Genomic DNA, 23,683 nt, shown 5'->3' with positions numbered 1-23,683 from the left:
TACTTCCCTTTTCTTTCAAAGTTCTATAAGATAGTTTCTACCATCCCATATAAGGGTATGCGTAAGGATATGGCGGGTATGGTGGATAAGCCGGATAGGGAACATAACTTGGTGCAGCCAAAGTTCCTAAGCCAAAACCTAAAGCGAAGGGCAAAACCCCGAAAAACATAGTAATAGCACTCCTTCCAAACCAAAATAACCTACTATCCATTATATGGAATCATTTCGATAATGACAAAAAAAGCCATCCATTTAAGGATGGCCTACAGATTGATATTTATTAGGAAAATCGATCTCTAAGAACTTCAACAACTTCTTCTGCACTCCGCCCAGAAGCGTTTATTACCGGCATTTTAATTGGCCAATCAGGAGCCAGAGAATCCGTTCCATTCCCTTTAACAATGACGGCCTGGATATTATACAATGCCTTTCCTTCTAAAGGAGTGGTTTTAAATCCTGCCGCATTAAGAGCCTGAGTAACATTTGTAAGACCATCCTCAACTGCTACTAATTTATACATTTTTTTCCCCTCTCTTCGAATTATTTTTAGTTTCTCCATCTGAAATTCATCCTATCCTGAGATGTTTTTCCTTAAAAAGTATAGTTTTCTTTGAACTGGATTTGGTAATCTGTAGATAACATTTCGTTTTGAATTTGCAGCTGTGGCTTCAAATATGGAAAGATTCCTTCGAGGGAGCAAGTGAGAATTCCTTGAGTTTCAACGGTCAAATGAATGGTAGTTCTCTGAGGTGGAGTTCTTTGGATCAGAAGAGAATAGTTTCCCTCGGGTTGGCGAACCCCAATCAGTTGAATTTTTTTGGGGAGTTTGGCCATAGGTAAGAATTCATCTGTTTTAACTTCAAAAGGGTGACCGCTTACCAGTTTTAGACTTATTAAATAGGGTTCCTGAAGATAATTAAGTTTAAAGGAAATATCCAGGATTCTTTGGGTACTCGAACTCTTCTCCTCAACTGTGGAAACAACATTCAGAGGCGGTTTATCATTTTGTATGGGAACAACGATGCTTTTCCCTTCCTGCCCGCTTAGATCCCTGACTAACTGACTAGGCAGACGGTTATCTGAAACTATCTGTATTTTCCCGTCCCGACTACCCATCCATTCTTCACGAACGATCACTGGCTGGGGATACTCTTTCGTGTAAGTAGGCACTAAACCTAAAGAAAGTATCATTAGGCCGGTTCCAGCCAGAGCCGGCATTTTCAAGTAAGCCAAGATTTTTTTCAGGCGGACGGGTCTGCTCAAGGCGACATGACAGCAAGCTAACAGGAAGGGAATAAGAAGTAATGAGTAAACCCCCAGGAAAACTATTGGATATTTATGAATCGCATCGTAGTAACTTAACCATTGCTCAGAATTTAATAATTCATAATGCATCCAGTAAAGAAAATAGGGACCCATTAACACTAAACTCAAACTGGGGAAAAAGTACTGTAAGTCCATACATAACAGCCAAAAAACGAAGGGAAAGGCAAGGTCAATGCGGACAAGTGCTAAAATCAGACTGCCGATTATGAGCAGGAGTACACCTGTAAACCAATAAAGGTTAGGATCCCGTTTGACTGGAAGTTTATTAAACCAATTAGCAAGAAAGAGAGTAAGACTTAGTCCAATGCCGATACGGGCTATAAGATACAGTTCAGGATGAGCAAAGTATAATACTTGGGTCTGTTTTAAGCGTTGCCAGAGGTTCTCTCCTAGCCCGCTTACCCCAATAATTACAACGCTTGAAAGCATAATGATTCCTAAAATCACTAAGATAGTCTTCCAATTGAAATTAGATTGGCCTTTGCTATTTCTCAGGAATCTGCTTAAGATCAAAACGGTTACTAAAAAAACGACGATAATGAACCCTCGAAGCCCATAACTAGGCAGAACAAAAACATTTCCACCTACTTGAAACGATAAGTACAACTCATCCCATACCTCAGGTCCCAACTTTTTCAAGGAAACCTGACTTACTAACAGATGGGCAAAATTGCCGACTGTCTGCATATCTTCCAAAGAAACATGGTCTAAACGATCTTCAGGTCTGTGGAAGTACCCGGCGGGTCTTCCATAAATACCTAACCCAAGGGCGGGGATACCCTCATCTAAGAAAGAACTGAAATCGCTTGACCCTCCCTGAGAACTATCCCGAGTCATCGTCATAAAGTCTCGGCTTATATGAAATGGGATGTGGCTTTCTTTAGCCAAGGCCGAGGCTTGTTTTAACAGCTCCGGCGGAGCGGATATTTTGCCGGCACCATCAATTTCCAAAGGAGTCCCAACCATATCGACATTGAGCATCCATTGAATAGCTGACAAATCGGCTTGTGAGGTGTAAAATTTAGAACCGACAAGCCCATTCTCTTCCGCGCCAAAAAACACTAATTGATATGTTTTTTGATGAGGTTCCTTGCTTAAAACGCGCGCAAGTTCAAGCAAAACTCCCACACCTGAAGCATTATCAACGGCACCGGGCACATTCATTGTCGCTGTATCGTAATGGGCCCCAATAACGACAGTATCTGGTAATGTTCCTGGCAGCTCCGCAATGATATTTTGACTGTTGATCAATTCGACTTGTTGATCCGGTTGCTGTACAGAAGCATTCCGAACAATCACTTTACTAAAAGGCTGTTCTCGAACTTTCCAGCCATTTTGATTCAAGACATATTCAATATATTGCGCCGCTTTTAACTCTGCTTTACTTCCGGCCGGACGAGGGCCAATTTTTTCAGCAAGGTACTTGACATGCTCAAAGGCTGAGGTTGAGGAGAATTCACCGCTGGATCCCTGAGAACGTGGGGTATCTTTGGTTTGCAAAGTTATAAACCCCAATATGACGAGAACGCTGACAATTATCAGCAGGAGTATCATTCTACTTGTCTTAATAAACTTCATAGCCCCATGCCCTTTCCAAGAGTAAAACTCACTTGCCCATTCTTATGAAAAACTTCTTGGGGTTATGCCTCTCCAATCCTTTTAACCTTTTAGACACATATGTTATAATGAAAACAATACTTTTGACCTTGGGAGAAGTAAGTGCCATGCCGAAGCGAAATTTGTACTTAATCACGTCATTCTTAATGTTATTCTGTTTACTCTTTCTAAGCGGATGTTCCATTAAAATTCCTAAACCCTTTTCGAAACCTGCTCCAACATCGACTCTGTCCCCAGAGGCACTTTTTCTTGATAACAATGCCATCTATAACCGCACATTAAGCTTGATCCAATCTGCTCAGTCTTCTATCTATATTGAACAATTCGAGTTTGACGACCCTCGCCTTATTCAGCTCCTGCTCGATAAATCTCGTGCAGGCCTTGATGTACGCATTTTATTAGATCAATGGCAAAAACAAAATTGGTCTACTCTGGACCAATTAAAAAGTCAAAACGTTTCAGTTCAGTATTACCCGGCACAAAAAGGACAAAGCGATCATACCAAAATGCTAATTGTTGACCAAGGAAAAGCACTCATTTATGGGCCTTCGTGGACTGCCAAAGGGTTTCAAGCTCATGACTTAGCTGTGGAGCTCTCTGGAAAATCAGCTTGGAAAGCCGCAGGCCTTTACTCCAAGGATTGGGAATTCACGACAACATTTCCATTAAATGTACCAAAAACCACAACCCTTCCTGACGACAATATTATCCTGGCTACCAATGCCAACGTGAAACAACAACTGCTTGAGCAGATTTCCAGCAGCACAAAAACAATTTGGATTGAAAACTCGGAAATTACCGAACCGGATTTGGTTCAAGCCCTAATTGATGCTGCAGGGAAAGGGCGTGACATTCGGATTATCGTTGATTCCAGTGTGGCTACCCAAACACCCGTCACCTTGGAAAAATTGAAAGCCAGCGGGATATCTATACGCTATTATCCAAGTCAGACTTCTCTAGGAATTCGTCTGGCGATTATTGATAGTAAATCATTCCTGATGAGCAGTTCCGAATGGACACGATATTCTTTTGTTGTCAATCATGAGTTTTCGATTACCATACCCTCACCGACAGCTTCCGTAAAGTTAGCCCAGGTGTTTCAACAGGATTGGGACAAGAGTAAGCCATAATTAACCTAGCTTCCACTATAAACAAGCCACCCAAGGCATAGCCAAGGGTGGCTTTTAACTGACAAGTCTGATCTAAGATTATGGTTTGGGATCTATTATCTCTTCCAAATGTTGGCAATCCCCAACCAACTTTGGTTCCCATTCTTGGCCATTGACATCAAAAATATTCAAGGCTGTATTATGCTGCCAGGGAGTTTGAGCCCAATCAGAGATTTCGAAGCCTAAAGCTTTCGTCACCAAAAGTTTCAGAGTTAAACCATGAGTTACCAGACAAACGGTTTCTCCAGAATGGTCCTGAAGAACCCGTTGTATAAAATTCCATGACCGATTAAGTACCATTTCCATACTCTCACCATTAGGCGTTGTCACCAAATGAGGAGAAACATCCCATATTTTAAAAATTTCCGGATAAGCCTCCCGTAATTCCCCCCAAACACGCCCTTCCCAATCTCCGAATGAAAACTCGCGCAAGGCAGGGTTCACGTTTATTTTATCCAAACTAAGCTCTCGTAAAATTTCTTCAGCAGTTCCTCGAGCTCTGGGAGCATCACTAGAGTATATATGCTGAATTCCCTCGTTGCAGAGTCTGCAGGCTAAAGAACGAGCTTGAAGCAATCCTTTTTCGGTAAGCGGAGAATCAAGCCGCCCTTGTACACGTCCTTCAATGTTCCATAAGGTCTGACCATGACGGGTTAAAATTATCCTAGTCATAAATACACCCCTTATAAAGAAAACTTGGCTAACGGCCGAAGACACTGTCTTCGCACTTGTTAGCCATCTGGCGCAGTCGGTCGCCTAGTTGCGCTTATGCTGTAAGAAAGTATACAAACGAAGTTTATACTTTCTGGCTAGTATAATAACAAGGGTAGGAACTTCTCCCTACCCTTCCCCAACTTGCCGTAAGACTTCAGGTTTCTGACCCCGCTTTCGCAGGTGGGCATCTAGTCCAAACTTTCCAACTTCCCTCTAAAAGGGCTTGTTGTACTCACTTGGCATTTGATTCCCGTGTCACTTAATAGGATCAAAACCATGATAATCTGTACGCACAAGGCAGGCTGTATTTGTATTATATCACCATGGGTTAAAAAAATCTCTAGCAAATGCTTGGAAATTATCGTTTTCGCAGTTTATCCTCAATTTCCGCCAATCTATCCTGTAGTAAGGCAATGGACATTTCCTGATTACGTACGCGGCGGCGAAGGTGATCAACCAGTTGAAGAAGTTCAAGAACGTTGTCCTTAATTCCGTCATAATCAGCTCGCTTCTCATCCTGATCAGGATCTTCATTTGCTTGTCTTTGCTCAGACAAAAGTTCTACAGTATCCTCAGGTGTTTGGGATGCTAGAAGATAGCGAAAACGTGCATATCTGGAGTTTCGACCAGGATTAACTTCCAGCACGCCATCTTCTGCTAAAGCTTGAATGGCACGTTTTAACGTGACACTCGCAGCTCCAGTTTCTCTTTGAATATCTGAATATGCTAATTCGAAATCTTGCCCTTGATACATAGTAGAAATCTTCTCAAAGAATTCAACAAATTTTCTATGTGTCTTTTCCTTTAATCTCAAAGCTGGTCCATCCTTCCACAACAAATATTGAATCGCTAAAGAATAATTTATATTATAGCAAATTTAAAATAAAAAGCTATACAATAAATTATTTTTAAATGTTAAGTTTTAAACACATTTATAAAGAATCACTTATCCCCATATAGTTTTTGAATTACTCCATCGGATAATCCAAAAGTATGTTCTTCTGTTGGAAAATTGCTTGCTTTAACTTCTTTGTTATAGGACTGAATAGCTTGAATTGCTTCCTGCCCCAACTGAGCATATTGTTTAACAAATTTCGGTTTAAACCGCTCGAAAAGGCCCAGAATATCGTGATACACCAAAACTTGTCCATCACAATCCAGGCCGGCACCGATCCCAATGGTGGGAATCGACAGGCTGGATGTAATATGTCCTGCCAGCTGTCTCGGTATGGCTTCAAGAACCACTAAGAAGGCACCAGCTTGTTCGATGGCCTGGGCATCTGCGACTAATTCCTTGGCACTCTCGACATCCCGTCCTTGAACTTTAAACCCGCCGAGTTGGCTTGCCGTTTGAGGAGTCAGCCCAATATGTCCAACGACTGGTATTCCGACCCGAGTAAGAGCTTGTACGATAGGAGCTATGTAACTCCCTCCTTCAAGTTTTACAGCATCCGCTCCGCCTTCCTTAATCAGTCTTCCCGCATTCGCTAAAGCAAGATCCAACGTAGCATAACTCATAAAGGGCATATCTGTTATTACAAAGGTTTGAGGTGCTCCGCGCCGCACTGCTTTTGTATGATGGAGCATTTCATCCATTGTCACCGGAACCGTTGAATCGTACCCTAAAACTACCATTCCTAAAGAATCTCCAACAAGGATTGTATCAACCTCTGCAGCTTCGACTAATTTAGCGGAGGGATAATCATATGCAGTTAACATGCTAATTTTCTCGCCGTTATGTTTCATTCTTTCAAAATCAGGAATCATTTTCTTCATGATACAATTCCTCCTCAAATATTTATCGTCTTTATTTCAGGGTGTTGTCATACTCTTGGAAAATGAGGCATAGGTAGTTATCAATTAAAGGAGGGATACTATGGCTAAATCCTTTCAGTTTAATCTGATTATAAAAGGAATTCTCTTAGCAACCGTGTTGGCCCTGTTGTTGTCCGTATTCTTTGGCATCGTACTCTCCTACACATCTCTTCCAGAGTCGGACCTTTTCCTTAACATCATTTTTGGTCTCAGTGTTTTCGTTGCATCCTTCATAACCGCCCATCATGCTGGTACTAAAGGCTTATACTATGGACTCGCTGTCGGGCTTGGCTTGGTTCTTGTTGTTCTTGTCCTATCGGCAGTCTTATGGTCAGATGCTCCATCCTGGTTAAGAATGGGCGAAAAAGCAATTATAGCTTTGGCAGCAGGCGGAGTGGGCGGAATTATCGGAGTACTGTTTCCTTAAAATCAAGAAATTTCGCATAGGTTGACAATTATAATTCTTGATTAAGAGAGGGAAGTCTCGCAAAGAGATTTCCCTCTACTTTCTATTTCCTGCTTGAAAATTCCTGCAATTAAAACTCTAAACTACAAAATATAAACTCAAACCCTTTTCATTTAATCTCCATAGTTATACAATAACCTCAAATAAGAAACTGTAGCAACAGAGGGGGAATGTCTTGATGTGCATCGAAAAAACTCCTTGGGAACAAGTTATTGATTTTCATGGTCATACTTGCCCGCAAATCTCCTTAGGATACCGAATTGCTCAAATCGCTATGCGTGAATTAGGAATAAAGCCTACACCCAGCACAGAACTGATCGTTACGGCACAGACCCATTCTTGTGCTCTTGATGCTTTTCAAGTCTTAAACCATGCCACATATGGCCGAGGAACCTTGACTGTCGATGAGAAGAAACTTCATAAGTATCGCTTCGAATATTCTGGCACTCCGGTTAGAGTGGAAATTTCGATACAACCAGACATCATCGAACACCTTGTCATTCCGGAACATTTAAGTACACGCGAGAAACAGAATGCAACGTTAGAAGCCATTCAGTTTATCCTGGGAACTGATGAATCAATGTTTTGCACGATCCGCAAAGATTAACTTCTCCTATAATGCCGTCCCGCGTTTCCGATCTTTCCATACTCTCCATGCCAACAACACCAGAGCGATGATTACTGCGATCATACTACTCCATTGAGCCGCTGTCCAATGGAACAAAAACCTCGGGCTATCCCCTCTCAGTCCCTCCAGAAAGAGCCTCGAGAGATTGTAAAATACCATGTAGAGCAGAAAAATTGTACCCGATGGCCATTTTCGCAACTTCAATATCACAAGTATCGCAAAGATAATCACATCGACTTGGCCTTCCCATACTTCCGCAGGCCAGAGCGGTTGATTCCCAAACGTATCGCGCGCTATTGTCCCGGCAGGATAGAGTATCCCAAAGTCTCCTCCCGTTGGCCCACCAAAAGCATCACCATTCATTAGATTGGCATCCCTGCCTATCGCCTGGGCGAGCATAAGGCCGGGAGCTGCCAAATCTGCTAAATCCCAAAAGGGTAACTTTTTACGCCAAACATAGATTCCTCCCGCCAACAATGCTCCGACCACACCACCTTGAATAGAAAGCCCACCATGCCATATGGCAATAATTTCCCCTGGATATTTGCTGTAGAACGACCAATCGAAAAAAAACACTTGCCAGATGCGAGCCCCCAGTAAACCTGAAAGCAGCAAGAGAGGCGCCAAATCGAGCATGGTCTCCATGTATTCTTCTCGTTTTTCGGCTTTGACGAAGTATAAGGTCACTCCAACGCCCAAAATGAAAGCTAAGGCAAAAAGCGTGCCATAAGCACGTATGGGGAAACTTCCAATAAAAAACCAAAATTGATGCATTAAATTTTTCCTCCACTCAATGGATAAGTTCCCTGATTGTTGAATTGTTAATTATTTATTGTTAAGACTATTATAGCCAAATTATGGCCAAACTTCATTTTATTATATCCGTAAATTATGAGGTTCTCAAGGGCTGCCTTTTGCTCCATCAAGCAGTTAAAATTCAGCTCTGAAAAATATGACAGATCCGATGTTTTTCATCGGATCTGTTAAGCTTTTAGAAGCTATTCAGTTTTGCAAAAAAGCGATCATGTTCGTTGGGATTAGGTATAGCAGCCTCTCGTTCCTTTTTTCCCAGCGGTTTTTGAACTGCTAAGAAATAGTTCGAATGTTTCTTTTTACCCGTTAAGGCATCTGAATAGACAGTAACTATTAAAGTAGCAACTGCAATTAGAACCACTAACCATTGAAAGAGCATAATTATTACACCTCCATTACCATTTTATGGCCTGATGCGAGAATGTCAAGTGTTCATTTTCTCATGGTTGTTGTGTCTTTACTCAAAACTGGCAGAAAGACGATCACCAGGGTGCAAAATCGTTGTAAATTCTGCATCTTGCCCATTCACTTTTAATTTCAAGGAAACCCCTGAGGGCAGCTCGTTAGGAAATTTGACAAAAGGTAAAAGATCGGAAAGAATAGGCATTTGTTTATAGCCTTTAACTCTCAGGTCCATTCCATCCTCAAGCAGTTGGCTATTTGATACAGGTCTCCCGTGGAATAAGATCTCCGTAATTTGAGGAGGATATTCAATTTTTTCACCATTTAGAGTGAACATCATCGGCTTTGGTTGGAGACAAAGATCGGCCACCGTCTTTCGTTGGAAACAAACCTCGATCGCATCCCCATTCTTGATTGGACAGTTACCTTCTATTCGATGGCCACTCACCCATATCTCGTGACTGAGAACCAGGGTTTGGACTTCTCCATTAATATGGACTGTTAAGGTTTCCGTTAGTAAAACTTGGGTCTGTTGCAAAGCCTTCTTTTGTTCCAGAAGATCTTGGAGGTCGTTATTGGAGATGTAGGTCAATTTATATCCATCTTGGATCTTATCCGTTTTCTTTAAAGCAAGGTTATTAAGCAACACCTGGGGTGAGTATTCTTCGCGCTGACCGTTCCATAAAATCCACTTTGTTTCGTGAGGTGGCATAACCTCCTCAACAGTCGCTTGAGCATCTTCCCCTGAAACTCCGGGAATAAATTCAATATGATCTCCGTCCATCAAAGTCTGTTCAAATCTGCCTGGTTGAGAGTTTACCGTTAATTTTGCTGGAGTACCCATCGATCCTTTGATCATTCGCATATCCTTATTCCACTCAAAGGTTAGGGCGGCTCCTGGCTTCCCAACAAAGGAACGGGGAGGTATGCCGGCAGCGAGCAAGGCCTCTGCAACCGTCGTTAATTGCACTTCAAAAATTGGTATCGGTATTTTGTTGACCGTTACCGTATAGTACTGAAGCCCAGTTCCTTCAAGAGCAGATATACCAATACCAATTGGAGTTATGCTCTCTGGTCCCTTTAGACTTTTCTCTCCCTGAATATCCCCTAAGCGTTCTCTGACTTGAATTCCTACTCGCTTTGGAGAAATACCTAGAGTTTCAGATAACATCTCTGGAAGCATTGGCGTTAGACTTCCTCCGCCTATCAGGATGATCGCTTGAGGAATCGTTTGATTAAGTCTAATAATCTCGTTGGAAATATTCTCAGCTAATTTATTGACCGTCGGCTGAATAACTGCTAATACTTCTTGTTTTTCGGCAACCACTTTGGTTCCCAGAAAGTCTGTAAACTTAAGCTGAGACTTGCTACTTATGTCCCGCTTGATTTTCTCGCCTACCTTAAAATCAAGCAGATAATGCTCACAAATTGCTTCTGTGACCTCGTCGCCGGCCATGGGAACCATACCATAGGCAAAAAAAGATCCTTCGCGGGTCAGGGCAATATCCGCCGTTCCAGCCCCTACATCAACGAGAGCTAGGTTTAGGCGCCGCATATTATGTGGAATCGCCGCTTGCCCTGCCGCTATGGGTTCTAAAGTCAGGCTTGTCATTTCTAATCCGACGTTGCCAAGTACAGCAACCAAACCGTCCACGACAGTCCTCGGCAGGAAAGTAGCAATCACCGATACCTTAGCCTTTTTCCCTCGTTGACCGATAAGATTGGAGATTTCCTCTTCTTCATTCCAACTGGCTATTGTACTATATCCAACACAATGATAATGGGTTGCATCATTCTCTGTCGTTGCTTGAAGTTGACGCAGAGCTTGATGGACCGCTTCTAATTCTAAGGCCAAGATATCTTCGCGTTCCCAACGAACCGGAAACAATTCTTGATGTTCAGCGCTGGCAACTTCAGTCCGCAATGCTCTGCCTGCAGCTGCTACAGCAACTTGTTTCAAAGTGATGTCGAATTTTTTCTCAAGGATCTCTTTCACGGTTGTTACGGCCCTGGCTACTTCATTCACATCATGAACCTGACCATCATACATTGCCCGTTGACGATGTTCAGTGTGAGCGCTCGCCAAAATTTCATACCTTTGATCCTTGTCTTTGGTCATCACTAAGCCCATGACCATTCGTGTTCCTATATCTAAGGCAAAAATCGGTTCCACTCGTTTCACCTCTTCTTTAGGAATAAATTCGACCTTAATGACTAAAATCCTTCTCTAAAATACATAAACAAACCCCTACTTACCTTGTTGGGATAAGCAGAGGTTTATTCAAAGTTAGATTTGGCTTAATAGGTGTTTTTCTTTGCCAAACTCTTCTATTTGTTGTCTCTTACTTTCATAACCTACGCGCCCCATTAAACCATAAGTACCGTTTTTCCCTTCCTCAACCCCCGGCTGGTCAAAAGCATTGATGTCCAGCAATTCGCCCATATAGGCAGTCTCCCATTCAAGCAGAAGAAGTAATTCACCCAGAGTACGAGCATTTAAGTCCGCTAGAATGATCTTCTGATGTTGCCGTCCTGCTAAAGTCAGTGCATATTCTGTCGCTTTTTGCTCCGCAAACAACAGCTCGTCTAAAGTTCGGCCACCCAAAAATTGAATATCCTCGGGCAAATCCGGATCAATTGGGATTTCCTGAGTTCGTTTAAATTTTTCAAGCGTTAAGAACGTGATAACCTTGTCATCAGGTCCTTCCGTATAAAGCTGGACTTGAGAGTGTTGATCTGTTACCCCCAAAGCCTTCACAGGTGTTTGCCCGAGAGAGACCACCTGTCCTGAGCGATTATTACGTTTTCCCAAACTCTCAGCCCATAACTGGGCGTACCAATCAGCTATTGTTTTCAGGCCATCGACATAGGGCATAAATACAGAAATGTTCTTCCCTTTTTGCCAGGACAAATACGACAAAGCTGCTTTCAGTTGTGCAGGGTTAGAAAACACTCCGCTTGTTTCTCTAATCCACTGATCCATCTGCAAAGCCCCTGCTAAAAGCTCCTCGACGTTAATCCCACAGATAGCTGCCGCAAGCAAACCAACTGGGGTTAATTCGGAAAACCGCCCTCCGATACCTGTTGGGATAACAAACCGTTTAAATCCTTCCTTAATGGCAATCGGCAATAGATTACCCTTTGCTTGATCCGTTGTCACAACAAGATGCTCTGCATAGTTCTCCCCGCAAAGACGACGGAGATTATCACGGACAATTAGAAATTGGGCCATTGTTTCCGAAGTATTGCCCGATTTGGAAATGACATTAAACAAGGTTTTGTTAGGATTAAGGACTTGACATAACTCCTGAAATCGAACGGGATCAATATTGTCCAGGACGTAAAAACGAGGTCGGTAGGAACGATTTTCTGGTGTTAGTTCATTATAGTAATAATGATTCAAAGCTTGGTGAACTGCTAACGGGCCAAGGGCCGACCCACCAATGCCCAGAACCACAAAATTCTCAAATTTGGAAGCTGCTTGATCAGCGTATGCCAACAGTTCAGGAAGTTGAGTTTTCATATTAGGCAAAAGTTTGGAAAAGTCCATGTTCCCTGTCTCTCTTAAAGCAGAGAGTGACGTTTGTGCCTTGTCCAGCGACGTTTGAAGGCCTTCTAATTCTTCTCTTAAAAACCCGTTAGGATTTTGGCTGGAATACATCATCCCCGTATAATCAATGGTTAGTTTTGAGTTCTCAGCAGACATGACTAAACACCTCATTTCTCCAGAAATTTAAGGCATCGACGCATTGGCTAAATAGATAACTCATTGGCCAAATCATAGAGCTCTCGGTTAAGGGGACGACGGCTGCCATAAGCATCATCAAGCGGGCGGGAAATTACGTTTTGATCAATGTAGGCAGTCATTTTGTTCGTTTCTTGCGCTAAAATGATCTCGATTGCTTTTCCCCCCATGGCAGCGGCTATCACTGCGTCGAGAGCACTGGGGTTTCCCCGCGCTGTAAATGTCCAAGAACCGTAATCCTAGTCTCAAAACCTGAACGTGCGTGCAGCTCTTCACCGATTTTATATGCACTCCCTACCCCTTCTGCAACTAAGATAATGCTGTGGTTTTTACCACGTTGGTGGCCGCGTTTCAATTTATTGCTGATCTCATCTAAGTCATACGGAATCTCAGGTACCAGAATGGATTCTGCTCCACAGGCTAAGCCTGCCTGTAAGGCAATATTTCCGCAATTTCTGCCCATGACCTCCACAATAAATGTTCGATCGTGGGAAGAAGCAGTATCACGAATTTTACTAACGGCATCAACAACTGTATTCATAGCAGTATCAAATCCGATCGTCAAATCAGTTCCGGCGATATCATTGTCGATGGTGCCGGGAATTCCTACAATCCGAACCCCCTGAGCCGCAAGAGTTTGAGCACCTCGAAATGATCCGTCTCCTCCGATAACAACTAGGGCGTCAATGTTTAATTTTTGCAGTTGAGCTAAGGCTTTTTGTTGACCGGACAGAGTTCTCATTTCTTCTGAGCGGGCAGTTTTTAATACAGTTCCGCCCCGCAAGACAATATCTGCGACTGAACCAATACTCATCTCATGAATTTCGCCATGGATTAGCCCCTCATAACCTCTGCTAATCCCAAAAACGTTCAAACCATGAAAGATTCCTTTACGAACGACTGCTCGAACGGCGGCATTCATTCCAGGCGCATCTCCGCCACTCGTAAGTACTCCAATCCTTTGAATTGCCCCTGACATCGGATCACTCCTTCTCACTATCTTTAAATATACCTGCGATTTCTTGATAACGTTTATATAATTCTTGATCCTGGGCCAACTTTTCCTGCATTTTTTTATACGACATAAGGATACTTGAATGTCGGCGATTAAAATAAGACGCTATAGCAGGATATGAAATGTTACAAAGGGTTCGTATCGTATAAATTGCCAGTTGCCGGGCTTCATTGACCGTCGCTTTTTGAGTAGACCCGAGTAATTCCTCGATAGGGAGATTCATCGTTTGAGCTGTTGCATAAAGAATATTCATGGGGTTTATAATCTTATGTTGAGTTCTTGCTTTTTCTTGCCAATAGGACAGAAAACATTGCAGACTCAATTCGTCATTATGACGTTCGGCAAACTCGATGAATTGATGAATTGCCTTTTTGGCCTCAGTGAGGTTTTCAGTTCGCTGTGCAATGATCTCCGGAATCGAATGGTCCATGAAGAGCTTCAATTCACGAGAATATTCTGCCACAAAACGTTCAATTTCATGATTTTGCGGCTGAGATAGGGGCATAACGATTCCACTTAAAAAACGCGACGCTAATCGATCGCCTAAAAAATTCAAATTCAGCAAATCCGTTTCTAGTGTCGCTATCATCTTCCCTCCATTAAGAAGGATGTATTCGTAGGTATAATGGAGTTCCTCAATCGTTTGTTTTTTACCCGTCAGATATTGCAGATCATCCATCAACAACAATGGAGTCGTACGATAGCGCTGCCGGAACTGCGTGAGCTTGCCTTCTTGAGAGGCGTAAGCATATTGACGGGAAAAAGAGGCAGCATCCGTCATAATCCTCCCATCTTTTTGCCATTGTTGTCCAAGGTAATTCAAGAGAGAAGATTTTCCAACGCCAGGCGGCCCATAAATCAGGATCATGCTTGGAGCTTTTCCCATTCTATAACGTTTGACAAGTCGCCATGCCTTGATATTAAAATCGCTTAAAAACCAGTCCAAGCATGATTCTCCTTTTTCCTTTAAACAGTTATCTGATCCGGTTTCTGATTTGACAAATACCTATAGCACTCCTCAGCTATGCCGGAAAGAGATTTATTGCGGCGAGTTAAGAGGTAGAAACTGCGTTCGATCTTAAAATCATCAACGGTCAGTTCAACCAAACCAAGTTTTTCTCCATGCACAATGGCATGTCTGGATAAAAAAGAATATCCTAACCCAGAACGTACGGAGTTCTTAACTCCTTCTGTACTTCCAACTTCCAACACAACATTGAAATTGTTAAAATCTAAACCGCGTTTGACAAGTGCTTCCTCAAAAGCCCTGCGATGACCAGATCCAGTTTCTCTGAGAACCATCGGATATGCTTGGAGGGTGTGCAGATTCGTATTATGCTCTGAACTAAGCGGATGATCCTTGGCAACTAGTAAAGCCAGCTCATCCTTCAGCCAATATTCTGAGGTCAGTTTTTCCGTATCGAAGACCGCTCCTACCACAGCAAAATCCACCTCATGGGCTAAGACTTTTTCAGCGATCTCCAGACTATCCCCAATCGTCAACTTAAAGGTTATATCTGGGTATAAAACTCGAAAAGAAGCTAAGTATGTTGGCAGCAGGTATTCCCCAGGGATGTGGGAAGCTCCAATATGTATTTTTCCGCTCATAACTCGTTCGGAATTCCCAATTTCTTGTATTAGGTCAGACCAGGCATCCAGCATATGTTTTGTATGCCGATAGAAGATCTCCCCTTCTTGAGTTAAGGCAAAACCCTTTCCTTTACGATAAATCAGTTTAACACCTAGCTTTTCTTCGAGCGCTCGCATTTGATTAGAGACCGCCGGTTGACTGATCTCTAATTTGCGAGCAACGACTGTAAAACTCTGTTCTTCTACAACTTGAGCAAACAAACGCATCAGATCGAACATAACCCTGTCTCCTCTTAGAGGGAAAAAGAGGGCTGAGCCCTCCTTTTCCGCTATAGTGCAAATTACCTAACGGGAGAAAGAAGCCCTTAAAGGGTCACTTTTTTCATTCGTTGGTCTTCCATGGGTTTATCTGCGCGATCTCTCGCTACATTGACAATACGATCAACTTCTTCCATGCCCTCAATGACTTTTCCAAAGGAAGCATATTGTCCATCTAAATGACTTGCTGCTTTGACTACAATAAAAAACTGAGAACTGGCTGAATTAGGATTTGAAGTACGAGCCATGGAAATAACTCCACGATCATGTTTTAAATCGTTTTTAACCCCATTGCCCGTGAACTCTCCTCGAATCGTTTGTTTGCTTCCTCCCATCCCAGTTCCATTAGGATCTCCACCTTGAATCATAAAACCTGGAATAACTCTGTGGAAAATAAGGCCATCGTAGAAGCCCTCAGATACAAGAGTGACAAAGTTCTTGACCGTCTCTGGGGCCACGTTGGGATATAGTTCAATTTTAATGAGATTGCCGTTATCCATTTCAATGGTAACGATTGGATTCTTATTTTGGTCTAAGTCTTGTGTGCTTTCATTTGTCACGAGTGTGACCTCCTTTATGTTTTGGGTTATTTATCCTTTTAAATTATACCACCGCAGTTAACTTTCGCCTAATGCTTTGGGAATCACGCCTATTTTCTATCTATTTGACATTTACCAGTTCCTGTATTACACTCCTTATTGAAACATTATATCATTAAGGAGTGTGCCTCAATGTTCCCCAAACGTTATTATCTTTTATTTCTTCTGCTGCTTAGTTCTCTGGTTTTACTTAACGGATGCAGCTCTCAGGCTCCTGCTGCAACAGTCCAATCTAAAACCGTTATTACAAGTATCTCTCCCCTAGCAGATCTAATACGACAAGTGGGTGGCGATAAAATTAAAGTGATCAATCTCGTCCCTGCTGGAAGTGATCCTCATGAATTTGAACCTAAACCCTCTGATGTGCGTGAAGTTGCTGCTTCCAGCCTTTTTTTCGCCAATGGGGTTGGAGAAGAACTATATTTAGATAAAATTATCTCTAATGCTGCAAACCCTAATCTCCGTACCATTATCTTATCGGATGGCCTGCCCATATTAGGAAAAGATCAAGGAGGAGCGGGCAATCCCCATCTCTGGCTGGATGTTCAAAATGCCAAACATTATGTCGAAACGATTCGTGATCAACTATCCGAGACCTATCCTGAAGATAAGCAATACTTCACTCAAAATGCCGCAGCCTACCTCACAAAACTGACGGACTTAGATCAATGGATTAGAACCCAAATCTCAAGCCTTCCGCCTGAATCCCGCAAAATGGTCGTTTTGCACGATGCCTGGACTTATTATGCCAAACAATATGGGTTAGTTTTTGTACAGCCTTTGCTCCATACCGGTGAAGCAGAGCCTTCCGCCAAAGACTATGCCGACCTTATTAAACTAATTCGTGAGCAAAATATTCACGCCGTATTCAGTGAAGCAGGATTTAACCCTAAACTGGCTCAACAACTGGCTTCTGAAACCGGTGTGAAATTTATTGATTCTCTTCACGATGACACTCTTGGAGATACTTCAGAGTCAAATTCCTATATAGCGATGATGAAATCGAACACTGCCGCCATTGTTTCAGCCCTAAAATAATGAACAAAGAGAGTAGGTTCCAAGAACATGTCAGATAACCATGTCGTTGAATTTGACCATTTTTTCCTAAACTATGGCGAGCGTCAAATCCTGAATGATATTCACCTGCGAATTCCTGGTGGTTCCTGCATCGGAATTATCGGACCTAATGGATCCGGGAAAACCTCCCTCATCCGCAGTATCGTGGGGCTAAACAGACCCTCGCGTGGAACTGTTCGAGTCTTTGGGGAAAAGCCCCACCGATCGTGGCGTCGTCAACACCAAATAGGCTATGTTCCGCAGCTTAAATCCATCGATAAAGAATTTCCTATCTCAGTCTATGAAGTGGTCATGTTAGGTCGCGTGGGACGTCTTGGGGTATTGCATTTTCCCAAAAAGGAGGACCATCGTGTCGTTGAAGAATCTCTAAAGCGTGTGAAAATGATCGAAATGGCAGATCGGCCAATTGGTCAACTTTCAGGCGGACAACAGCAGCGAGTTTTATCGCCCGGGCCCTAGCTCAAGAATCAAAACTCTTGCTGCTTGATGAACCTGCAACAGGGCTGGATATTCCCACTCAACAAAGCATCTATGAACTTCTCGAACAGCTTCACGTAGATGGGATAACAACCTTAACAACCACCCATGATCTCTTAGCCTTAGATTTTCACCATTTTGGTCGAATCCTATGCCTAAATGAGCAAATTATTGCCTTTGGTCCGCCTGAGAAGGTGCTGACGCCGGAAATTTTAACGAAGACGTTTTCGGGACTTCCCTGGCCGCACCGTCTCGTTGAAGAAGATACCGTACCCGCAGTTAAGGAGGATTCTTGTTCATGCACTTGCTCTTAGATCCACTCCATTACGCCTTCATGCAGAATGCCTTGATCGGAACTGTGTCAATCGGTATCTTATGTGCCGTTATCGGAAGCTTTGTTGTCCTGCTTCGCCTAGCCTTTATCGGTGAAGGATTAGCCCACGGCTCTCTTGCAGGTCTAGCCATTGGTTATCTTTTGCAGTGGGATCTTTACCTTTCGGCCAATTTCTACACTATCGGCTTAGCGCTTCTGATTGGCTTAGTCCATGAAAAAGCCAAAGTCACTTTAGACACGGCCATAGGGATCTTATTTTCAACGTCTATGGCTTTAGGAATCGCTTTAATTAGCAGCATGAAATTTTATACAACGGATCTTACAGGCTATTTATTTGGGTCTGTTTTAGCAATCACGCCCTTTGACCTGAAGATTATCTTAGGAGCATCCGTTGTCATTTTATCAATGATTATTCTCTTCTACAAAGAATTTGTCTTTTATGCTTTTGATCCGGAAATGGCTGAAGTGGCAGGTTTATCACGCACAAAACTTCATTATGCCATGCTGATTATGACCGCTGTTACCGTAGTTATTGCCTCTCAAACCGTTGGAATTATCTTGGTTACCGCACTTCTGATTATTCCTGCGGCTGCTGCCCAACAATGGACGCGTTCCTTAAAAAGACTTCTCCTGCTGGCGATTCTTTTTGGCTTAACAAGTGCTGTCATTGGACTGTATATTTCCTACTACTTCAATGTCGCCTCAGGCGCAAGTATTGCTTTAACAGCAGCCGTATTCTTTTTTATAAGTTTTCTTTTTTCCTCTCAGCGTCAGCCACTGAGGCGAAGCTTTGGTCTTAAGTAAGTTATTTAAAAGTATAAGGAAAACTCGGCTGTGCCGAGCTCGCGAGAGCAGAAGCCTTAGTTGCCCTTATGCTGTTAAAAGTATTCAACGAAGTTATACTTTTGACAGTATAAAAATAAGCGGCCTTAACCACCGCCCCTTATAGGAGATAATATCATGAACTATGAAGAAATCCTTCAGTATATCCAACAGCGTGGGTATCGCCTCACATCGGCCCGAAAACACGTCGTTGAGGTGCTTTGTCAAAATTCCGCTTATCTTGGGGCCTATGATATTCATCACATCCTGGAGCAAGCTGACATTCACGTTGGCATTGTTTCTATCTATCGTGTCCTGGAAATGCTCAATAGCATTGGCCTGGTTCAGAAGGAAGAATTCGGGAGTGGAGGAGAGCGTTTTTGTCTCGTAAACTCTGCCAACCAACATGCCCACCAGCTTGTTTGTACAAAGTGCGGTCAAAGCAAAGAATTGGGTGACTGTCCAATAAGGAACTTAGCCCATGCCATCGAATCCCAAAGTGGTTACCGTATCCAGAATCACTGGCTTCGTTTTTTCGGCCTTTGTCCACACTGTCAGTCGGAGGAAGGCTTCAAAGAACATCCGCCTTCAGTTTTCTAAACCCGCTTTTCCACGTTTGATACTGTATAGATAAATCAAGAATACGATCAAAGCGAGAACAATTCCCCCTCTTGCCAGATAACGATGCAATATGAAGGTGATTTTCTCCCAATGCTCACCTAAAATTCGGCCAAGAGTAATAAAGGTAAAAGCCCAAAGGGTAGCACCAGTTGCCGCTAAGACGGAGTAACGGGCATAATTAAGTTTACTCATACCTGAAAAATAGGCCGTAAAATGACGGAATCCAGGAAAAAAATATCCGATTACGATCAGTCGATCCCCAAAGCGCTGAAACCAATGTTCAGCGCTTGTGATTTTTTTTGTGTTGAAGTGAAGAATCGGGGCAACTTTATGAAGAAAGGGGATTCCTAACGTTCTTCCAATCCAATAGCTTAAATTCATTCCCATAAAGCTCCCTAAAGAAGCGACTAAAAGGGTCTTTTCGAAGTTCATTCGTCCCAAGGTCGTTTGAAAGCCACTAAAGGTCATTAAAAATTCATCGGGAACTGGAATACCAACCATGCCACCCATAAGCAAGATAAATAAGCCGGCATAACGATAGTGAAAAATTATGCTCATTACATAGTGTTCTAATCCATGCATGCCTAGCCTACCTTCCTTTGCTTCCATTCCCAGCTGAATCCTTCAGATTCCTTTGAGCCATCGACCTTAGTCTTAGCGTTTTTTACTTGAGATGTGTTTCCATACAAAGTAAATTAGCACAATAATAATAGCTCCACCAATGATAATATCGGCACGATGAAACAGCGGTTTAAGGGTATTCCAATTCTCGCCTAATTTTTGACCGATAAAAACTAATAATGTACACCAAAGAAATGCCCCTATGGTTGTATAGGTAGCCATTTTAAACGGGCTCATCCGGGCAATCCCTGCAGGTAAGGAAATAAATGTGCGGATAACCGGCAAGACACGACCAATAAAGACCGTAATTTCTCCGTTACGCTCAAAAATACGTTCTGTCCAGGCTAATTCTTTAGCATTTATGAAAAAATACTTACCATAGCGTTTTAGAAAAGGTCGGCCTCCCCACACCCCCACGTAATAGGCTACTAACGCCCCGAAAAGGTTACCTAAGGTGGCAGCAATGGTTGCTTGCCAAAAGCCGAAATGGCCGCTAAAAACCATGTATCCCGTAAATGGAAGAATGATTTCGCTCGGTAAAGGTATACAAGCGCTTTCTATAGCCATTGCCAAAAATACTCCTGCATAACCGAAGGAAGAAATAATATGTACGACGAATCCTCCAAGTTGGGTAATAATTGTTTCCAAACTATACCTCCTGACATTCGTGACTATTCATCATACCGTGGGTATTTTACCATAGACTTTTGCTCTTTACCAGTTTCTTTAAAGATTTCTCTAGGTTGATCGTTCCAAGAAGAGACCAAAGCAGCTGAATTTCACAGATCTGCTTTGGTCACAACTTCGCCCTTATAAATCCAAAAACCTATTCTGCTTTACCTAACTGACGACGACTGACCAGTCCATCAGACGCTTCATAGATGATCTTCTTGCCATCAATCACCGTTTCTAAGGCAGCAGCCTTTCCCCAAAGAGACTGAACCAGGGAAAGGGTCTTTTCCAGGTAAACAACATCGAGGTCTGCTCCTTCATGACGATGCTTAAGATAGAGCCCGCCTTTACCTTCATAATCCCCTTCTAGAACTACAATCCGCGGATTTCCGCCGTTAACAAGTTGTTGGACCAAATTATTTCTGACTTTCTCCCAATCGTTTTCAGTCACCTGCCAATGGGCCCCTACTTTACGAAAATTAAACAGATTGAGCTCTTCCACCAAATCTTTGGTCAGGTGATTGCGAATAAAGGATAGATCGTTTTCTGTCTCTCGTAATTCGAAAAGTTCCTCTGGGGATCTTTTTTCAGCAATATTCTCCCATATCTTTACTCCAAGATAATAAGGATTTAACCCCATACGTGATGGTTGAACGACTTGACTGTGCATTAAAGAAAATTCAAGAGATTCACTCTCACTAAGATCCAGTTCACGCATTATTTTAGCATGCCAGAACGTTGCCCATCCTTCGTTAATTATTTTTGTTTCAATTTGTGGAGAAAAGTAGAGTGACTCTTCACGAACGATGCTTACAATATCCTTCTGCCATTCTTCCAATCCCGGCGAAAATTCTATCAGATAATACAGAAGATCCTCATACTCTTGTTGAGTTTCAAACTCAGATTCTTTGTCAGCTAACTCATCCCATAAGTCTTCATAGGGCTGTGACGTTCTTTTTTTTCTAATCGTTACTTTGGGCTCATTAATCATACTTGTGGTTTGTTGACAAGTTCCACAAGTTCCTTTTGAAGAACAAGCTTGGCTTTGACAATTCGACGTTTGACAGGAATGCTTTAAAGGCTGTTTATTTTGGGAATTTCCTTTGGCATGATTGTCGATTTTATAGTCTGGCCCGATATGGGAGCGAAAATCAACATGTTCTTGAATTGCCAGTACTGCATCAAGAGTAGCCTCAACCTTTTCCCGGCCATACAACGATTCGTATTCTCTAAGTTTTTCGGCATGAGCAGCCATTCGCTCCACCATATCTTTTGGAGTACGGGAGAAATAGTAATTATTCTTGAAGAAATCAACGTGAGCATAAACATGCCCTATCACCAATTTGTTCTGGGTTAAGCGATTTCCTTCAAGTAAAAAGGCATAGGCTGGATTCGTGTTAATCACAAGTTCATAAATCCTGCTCAAGTTTAGGTCGTACTGAGTTTTCATTCGATAAAATGCTTTGCCAAAACTCCAGTGCGTAAATCGTACGGGCATTCCATAGGCACCGAAGGTATACAAAGCCTCTGCCGGAACAACTTCAAAATTAACAGGATAAAAATCAAGCCCCATTCCTCGTGCCACGTGAGCAATTTCTTGGGCAAATGCAGTTAAGTCTCTGATCTCATTGTCCATGACTTCCCCCCTTTTATTAAGGTCTCAGGTGCTGAGCAGAAGTCGAGGTGGGTTAAAGGCTCCTTGATTTTAAGAGAAAACTGTCTTTAGAGCATCGTATACTTCGTTGCGATCTCGAATTGTCACTAACCTAAGCTTAGGATCCGTGATTCTTTTCAAAGTTGACATTAACGTACTTGAATAGTGAGTTCTTAAAATTTCTCCATATCCAACCACCCGACTAACGTCTACAAGATTTTTCATAAGCCCCATGGCTCGTGCATTATCCGAGCCAATATTGTCGCCATCCGTAAAATGAACGGGATAGATATTATAATGAGCTGGTGGATATTCTCGTTCAATTAAATCCAAAGCATATTTATACACCGAAGAACAACGCGTTCCACCGCTTTCTCCTCGAGTAAAGAACTCCTCTTCACTAACTTCTTTAGCCTCCGTATGATGAGCTAAAAAACGAATCTCCACATTTTCATATTTTAAGCGCAGAAACCGAACCATCCAGAAGAAAAACGTCCGCGAAATATACTTTTCGAATTGTCCCATGGAACCTGACGTATCCATCATGGCTAAGATAACAGCATTTGTCTCAAAATTTGGCCGTGTTTCCCAAGTCTTAAAGCGCAAATCTTCCGGGCTAATCCTTAAACGTTCCTCTTTATTATAATTCTCTTTTCTGGCCTGCCTTTTGATACTTTCTAATAACGTACGTTTTTTATCAACATTGGCCATAAGCCCAGTTTTACGAACATCATTGAATTCCGGTCGATCATGAGCAATTAGAGGACGTTTTTTATCATCCAGATTTGGAAGCTTTAATTCTGCAAACAAGATATTGGCCAGATCATCATAGGTGACTTCAGCGTCATAAATATCTTCACCAGGTTCTTCTCCTGCTCCGCTTCCTGAAGCTCCCTTACCTTTACCCTGCTCACGTCCCAAGATGTCCCCCGGCGACATCTTTTTCGTCCCCTGACCTGTATGATTTTTTTTATTAAAATCATATCGGAACCGAAACTCTTCAAGGGATCGCATGGGAATTTTTGTGCTTTTCTTACCATTTGATAATATGATACTTTCATCAACGATTAGGTCTCCCAATTGTTGTTTAATGGCTTCTTCAACTTTTTCTTTATGCCTTGTTTGATCCAAATACCCTTTGCGATGCAAACTCCAATCATCACGACTTACAATACTATCATCCGACAC

Annotated in this window: 25 protein-coding genes, 1 other RNA gene and 1 pseudogene; 8 read left to right on the top strand and 19 right to left on the bottom strand. The window is 42.5% G+C overall.

The features are described 5' to 3' along the window. Nucleotides 1–37: 37 nt before the first annotated feature. The 3 genes from VZF35_RS22980 to VZF35_RS22970 all read right to left on the bottom strand — a co-directional run bounded on the left by VZF35_RS22980 (nucleotide 38) and on the right by VZF35_RS22970 (nucleotide 2,904). The gene (locus VZF35_RS22980) at nucleotides 38–169 is read right to left on the bottom strand and encodes a hypothetical protein (RefSeq protein WP_407308744.1); all 132 of its coding nucleotides are present in this window, start codon (nucleotides 167–169) and stop codon (nucleotides 38–40) included. Nucleotides 170–280: 111 nt separating this feature from the next. Next, nucleotides 281–520: a YkuS family protein gene (locus tag VZF35_RS22975; RefSeq protein WP_407308743.1), complete on the bottom strand. Its 240-nt coding sequence runs from the start codon at nucleotides 518–520 to the stop codon at nucleotides 281–283. A 71-nt stretch (nucleotides 521–591) separates the two neighbouring features. Then, complete coding sequence (locus VZF35_RS22970) at nucleotides 592–2,904, bottom strand: M28 family metallopeptidase (protein WP_407308742.1); 2,313 nt, start codon at nucleotides 2,902–2,904, stop codon at nucleotides 592–594. A 146-nt stretch (nucleotides 2,905–3,050) separates the two neighbouring features. On the opposite strand from VZF35_RS22970, the gene VZF35_RS22965 reads away from it, so the two are divergent. Further along, the gene (locus VZF35_RS22965) at nucleotides 3,051–4,073 is read left to right on the top strand and encodes a phospholipase D-like domain-containing protein (protein ID WP_407308741.1); all 1,023 of its coding nucleotides are present in this window, start codon (nucleotides 3,051–3,053) and stop codon (nucleotides 4,071–4,073) included. Between the two features lie 78 nt (nucleotides 4,074–4,151). Here VZF35_RS22965 and VZF35_RS22960 read toward each other — a convergent pair whose 3' ends face one another. From VZF35_RS22960 to panB, 4 genes are all read right to left on the bottom strand, one after another. Then, nucleotides 4,152–4,784 carry a histidine phosphatase family protein gene (locus tag VZF35_RS22960; protein WP_407308740.1) on the bottom strand — a complete coding sequence of 211 codons (633 nt, stop codon included), beginning with the start codon at nucleotides 4,782–4,784 and terminating at the stop codon, nucleotides 4,152–4,154. Between the two features lie 173 nt (nucleotides 4,785–4,957). Continuing rightward, nucleotides 4,958–5,133: non-coding RNA, 6S RNA (ssrS, locus tag VZF35_RS22955), on the bottom strand. A 51-nt stretch (nucleotides 5,134–5,184) separates the two neighbouring features. Next, nucleotides 5,185–5,640, bottom strand: coding sequence for an IclR family transcriptional regulator (locus VZF35_RS22950; protein ID WP_407308739.1), 456 nt, complete (start codon nucleotides 5,638–5,640; stop codon nucleotides 5,185–5,187). A gap of 128 nt (nucleotides 5,641–5,768) precedes the next feature. Then, a complete protein-coding gene (panB, locus tag VZF35_RS22945) occupies nucleotides 5,769–6,602 on the bottom strand; it encodes a 3-methyl-2-oxobutanoate hydroxymethyltransferase (protein WP_407308738.1) in 834 nt (277 codons plus the stop codon). A 100-nt stretch (nucleotides 6,603–6,702) separates the two neighbouring features. On the opposite strand from panB, the gene VZF35_RS22940 reads away from it, so the two are divergent. Then, the gene (locus VZF35_RS22940) at nucleotides 6,703–7,068 is read left to right on the top strand and encodes a TIGR04086 family membrane protein (protein WP_407308737.1); all 366 of its coding nucleotides are present in this window, start codon (nucleotides 6,703–6,705) and stop codon (nucleotides 7,066–7,068) included. Between the two features lie 217 nt (nucleotides 7,069–7,285). Continuing rightward, nucleotides 7,286–7,714 (top strand): FmdE family protein, encoded by a 429-nt coding sequence (locus tag VZF35_RS22935; RefSeq protein WP_407308736.1) that lies wholly within the window; start codon nucleotides 7,286–7,288, stop codon nucleotides 7,712–7,714. Between the two features lie 6 nt (nucleotides 7,715–7,720). Here VZF35_RS22935 and lgt read toward each other — a convergent pair whose 3' ends face one another. The 8 genes and pseudogenes from lgt to VZF35_RS22895 all read right to left on the bottom strand — a co-directional run bounded on the left by lgt (nucleotide 7,721) and on the right by VZF35_RS22895 (nucleotide 16,178). Continuing rightward, on the bottom strand, nucleotides 7,721–8,509 hold the full coding sequence (gene lgt, locus VZF35_RS22930) for a prolipoprotein diacylglyceryl transferase (RefSeq protein WP_407308735.1): 789 nt from the start codon (nucleotides 8,507–8,509) through the stop codon (nucleotides 7,721–7,723). A gap of 217 nt (nucleotides 8,510–8,726) precedes the next feature. After that, the gene (locus VZF35_RS22925; RefSeq protein ID WP_407308734.1) at nucleotides 8,727–8,927 is read right to left on the bottom strand and encodes a hypothetical protein; all 201 of its coding nucleotides are present in this window, start codon (nucleotides 8,925–8,927) and stop codon (nucleotides 8,727–8,729) included. A gap of 78 nt (nucleotides 8,928–9,005) precedes the next feature. Then, nucleotides 9,006–11,123, bottom strand: coding sequence for a cell division protein FtsA (locus VZF35_RS22920; protein ID WP_407308733.1), 2,118 nt, complete (start codon nucleotides 11,121–11,123; stop codon nucleotides 9,006–9,008). A 114-nt stretch (nucleotides 11,124–11,237) separates the two neighbouring features. Continuing rightward, a complete protein-coding gene (locus VZF35_RS22915; protein WP_407308732.1) occupies nucleotides 11,238–12,656 on the bottom strand; it encodes a glucose-6-phosphate isomerase in 1,419 nt (472 codons plus the stop codon). A 47-nt stretch (nucleotides 12,657–12,703) separates the two neighbouring features. Then, nucleotides 12,704–13,674 (bottom strand): annotated as a pseudogene (pfkA, locus tag VZF35_RS22910) (6-phosphofructokinase). A 4-nt stretch (nucleotides 13,675–13,678) separates the two neighbouring features. Next, entirely contained in the window at nucleotides 13,679–14,656 is a 978-nt protein-coding gene (locus tag VZF35_RS22905; RefSeq protein WP_407308731.1) for a DnaA ATPase domain-containing protein, read from the bottom strand. A gap of 20 nt (nucleotides 14,657–14,676) precedes the next feature. Continuing rightward, the gene (locus VZF35_RS22900; RefSeq protein ID WP_407308730.1) at nucleotides 14,677–15,579 is read right to left on the bottom strand and encodes a selenium metabolism-associated LysR family transcriptional regulator; all 903 of its coding nucleotides are present in this window, start codon (nucleotides 15,577–15,579) and stop codon (nucleotides 14,677–14,679) included. Between the two features lie 86 nt (nucleotides 15,580–15,665). Continuing rightward, the gene (locus tag VZF35_RS22895) at nucleotides 15,666–16,178 is read right to left on the bottom strand and encodes a peptidylprolyl isomerase (protein WP_407308729.1); all 513 of its coding nucleotides are present in this window, start codon (nucleotides 16,176–16,178) and stop codon (nucleotides 15,666–15,668) included. A 171-nt stretch (nucleotides 16,179–16,349) separates the two neighbouring features. Between VZF35_RS22895 and VZF35_RS22890 the strand changes: the two genes are divergently transcribed. The 5 genes from VZF35_RS22890 to VZF35_RS22870 all read left to right on the top strand — a co-directional run bounded on the left by VZF35_RS22890 (nucleotide 16,350) and on the right by VZF35_RS22870 (nucleotide 19,527). Continuing rightward, nucleotides 16,350–17,255 carry a metal ABC transporter substrate-binding protein gene (locus tag VZF35_RS22890; RefSeq protein ID WP_407308728.1) on the top strand — a complete coding sequence of 302 codons (906 nt, stop codon included), beginning with the start codon at nucleotides 16,350–16,352 and terminating at the stop codon, nucleotides 17,253–17,255. Between the two features lie 27 nt (nucleotides 17,256–17,282). Continuing rightward, on the top strand, nucleotides 17,283–17,753 hold the full coding sequence (locus tag VZF35_RS22885; protein ID WP_407308727.1) for a metal ABC transporter ATP-binding protein: 471 nt from the start codon (nucleotides 17,283–17,285) through the stop codon (nucleotides 17,751–17,753). Nucleotides 17,754–17,770: 17 nt separating this feature from the next. Beyond that, nucleotides 17,771–18,085 (top strand): hypothetical protein, encoded by a 315-nt coding sequence (locus tag VZF35_RS22880; protein WP_407308726.1) that lies wholly within the window; start codon nucleotides 17,771–17,773, stop codon nucleotides 18,083–18,085. Beyond that, entirely contained in the window at nucleotides 18,070–18,909 is an 840-nt protein-coding gene (locus VZF35_RS22875) for a metal ABC transporter permease (RefSeq protein WP_407308725.1), read from the top strand. Before VZF35_RS22880 ends, VZF35_RS22875 begins: the two co-directional genes overlap by 16 nt. Nucleotides 18,910–19,065: 156 nt before the next feature. Next, nucleotides 19,066–19,527 (top strand): Fur family transcriptional regulator, encoded by a 462-nt coding sequence (locus VZF35_RS22870; RefSeq protein WP_407308724.1) that lies wholly within the window; start codon nucleotides 19,066–19,068, stop codon nucleotides 19,525–19,527. Here VZF35_RS22870 and VZF35_RS22865 read toward each other — a convergent pair. The 4 genes from VZF35_RS22865 to yhbH all read right to left on the bottom strand — a co-directional run bounded on the left by VZF35_RS22865 (nucleotide 19,516) and on the right by yhbH (nucleotide 23,683). Further along, nucleotides 19,516–20,130 carry a DedA family protein gene (locus tag VZF35_RS22865; protein ID WP_407314789.1) on the bottom strand — a complete coding sequence of 205 codons (615 nt, stop codon included), beginning with the start codon at nucleotides 20,128–20,130 and terminating at the stop codon, nucleotides 19,516–19,518. The two genes, VZF35_RS22870 and VZF35_RS22865, sit on opposite strands and share 12 nt — an antisense overlap. Nucleotides 20,131–20,202: 72 nt before the next feature. Then, nucleotides 20,203–20,817: a DedA family protein gene (locus VZF35_RS22860; RefSeq protein WP_407308723.1), complete on the bottom strand. Its 615-nt coding sequence runs from the start codon at nucleotides 20,815–20,817 to the stop codon at nucleotides 20,203–20,205. A gap of 178 nt (nucleotides 20,818–20,995) precedes the next feature. Beyond that, nucleotides 20,996–22,477 carry a SpoVR family protein gene (locus VZF35_RS22855; RefSeq protein WP_407308722.1) on the bottom strand — a complete coding sequence of 494 codons (1,482 nt, stop codon included), beginning with the start codon at nucleotides 22,475–22,477 and terminating at the stop codon, nucleotides 20,996–20,998. A 69-nt stretch (nucleotides 22,478–22,546) separates the two neighbouring features. After that, the gene (yhbH, locus tag VZF35_RS22850; RefSeq protein WP_407308721.1) at nucleotides 22,547–23,683 is read right to left on the bottom strand and encodes a sporulation protein YhbH; all 1,137 of its coding nucleotides are present in this window, start codon (nucleotides 23,681–23,683) and stop codon (nucleotides 22,547–22,549) included.

Source organism: Desulfosporosinus paludis (assembly GCF_045689965.1).
Classification (GTDB): domain Bacteria; phylum Bacillota; class Desulfitobacteriia; order Desulfitobacteriales; family Desulfitobacteriaceae; genus Desulfosporosinus; species Desulfosporosinus paludis.
This window is presented reverse-complemented; position numbering and strand designations above follow the sequence as displayed.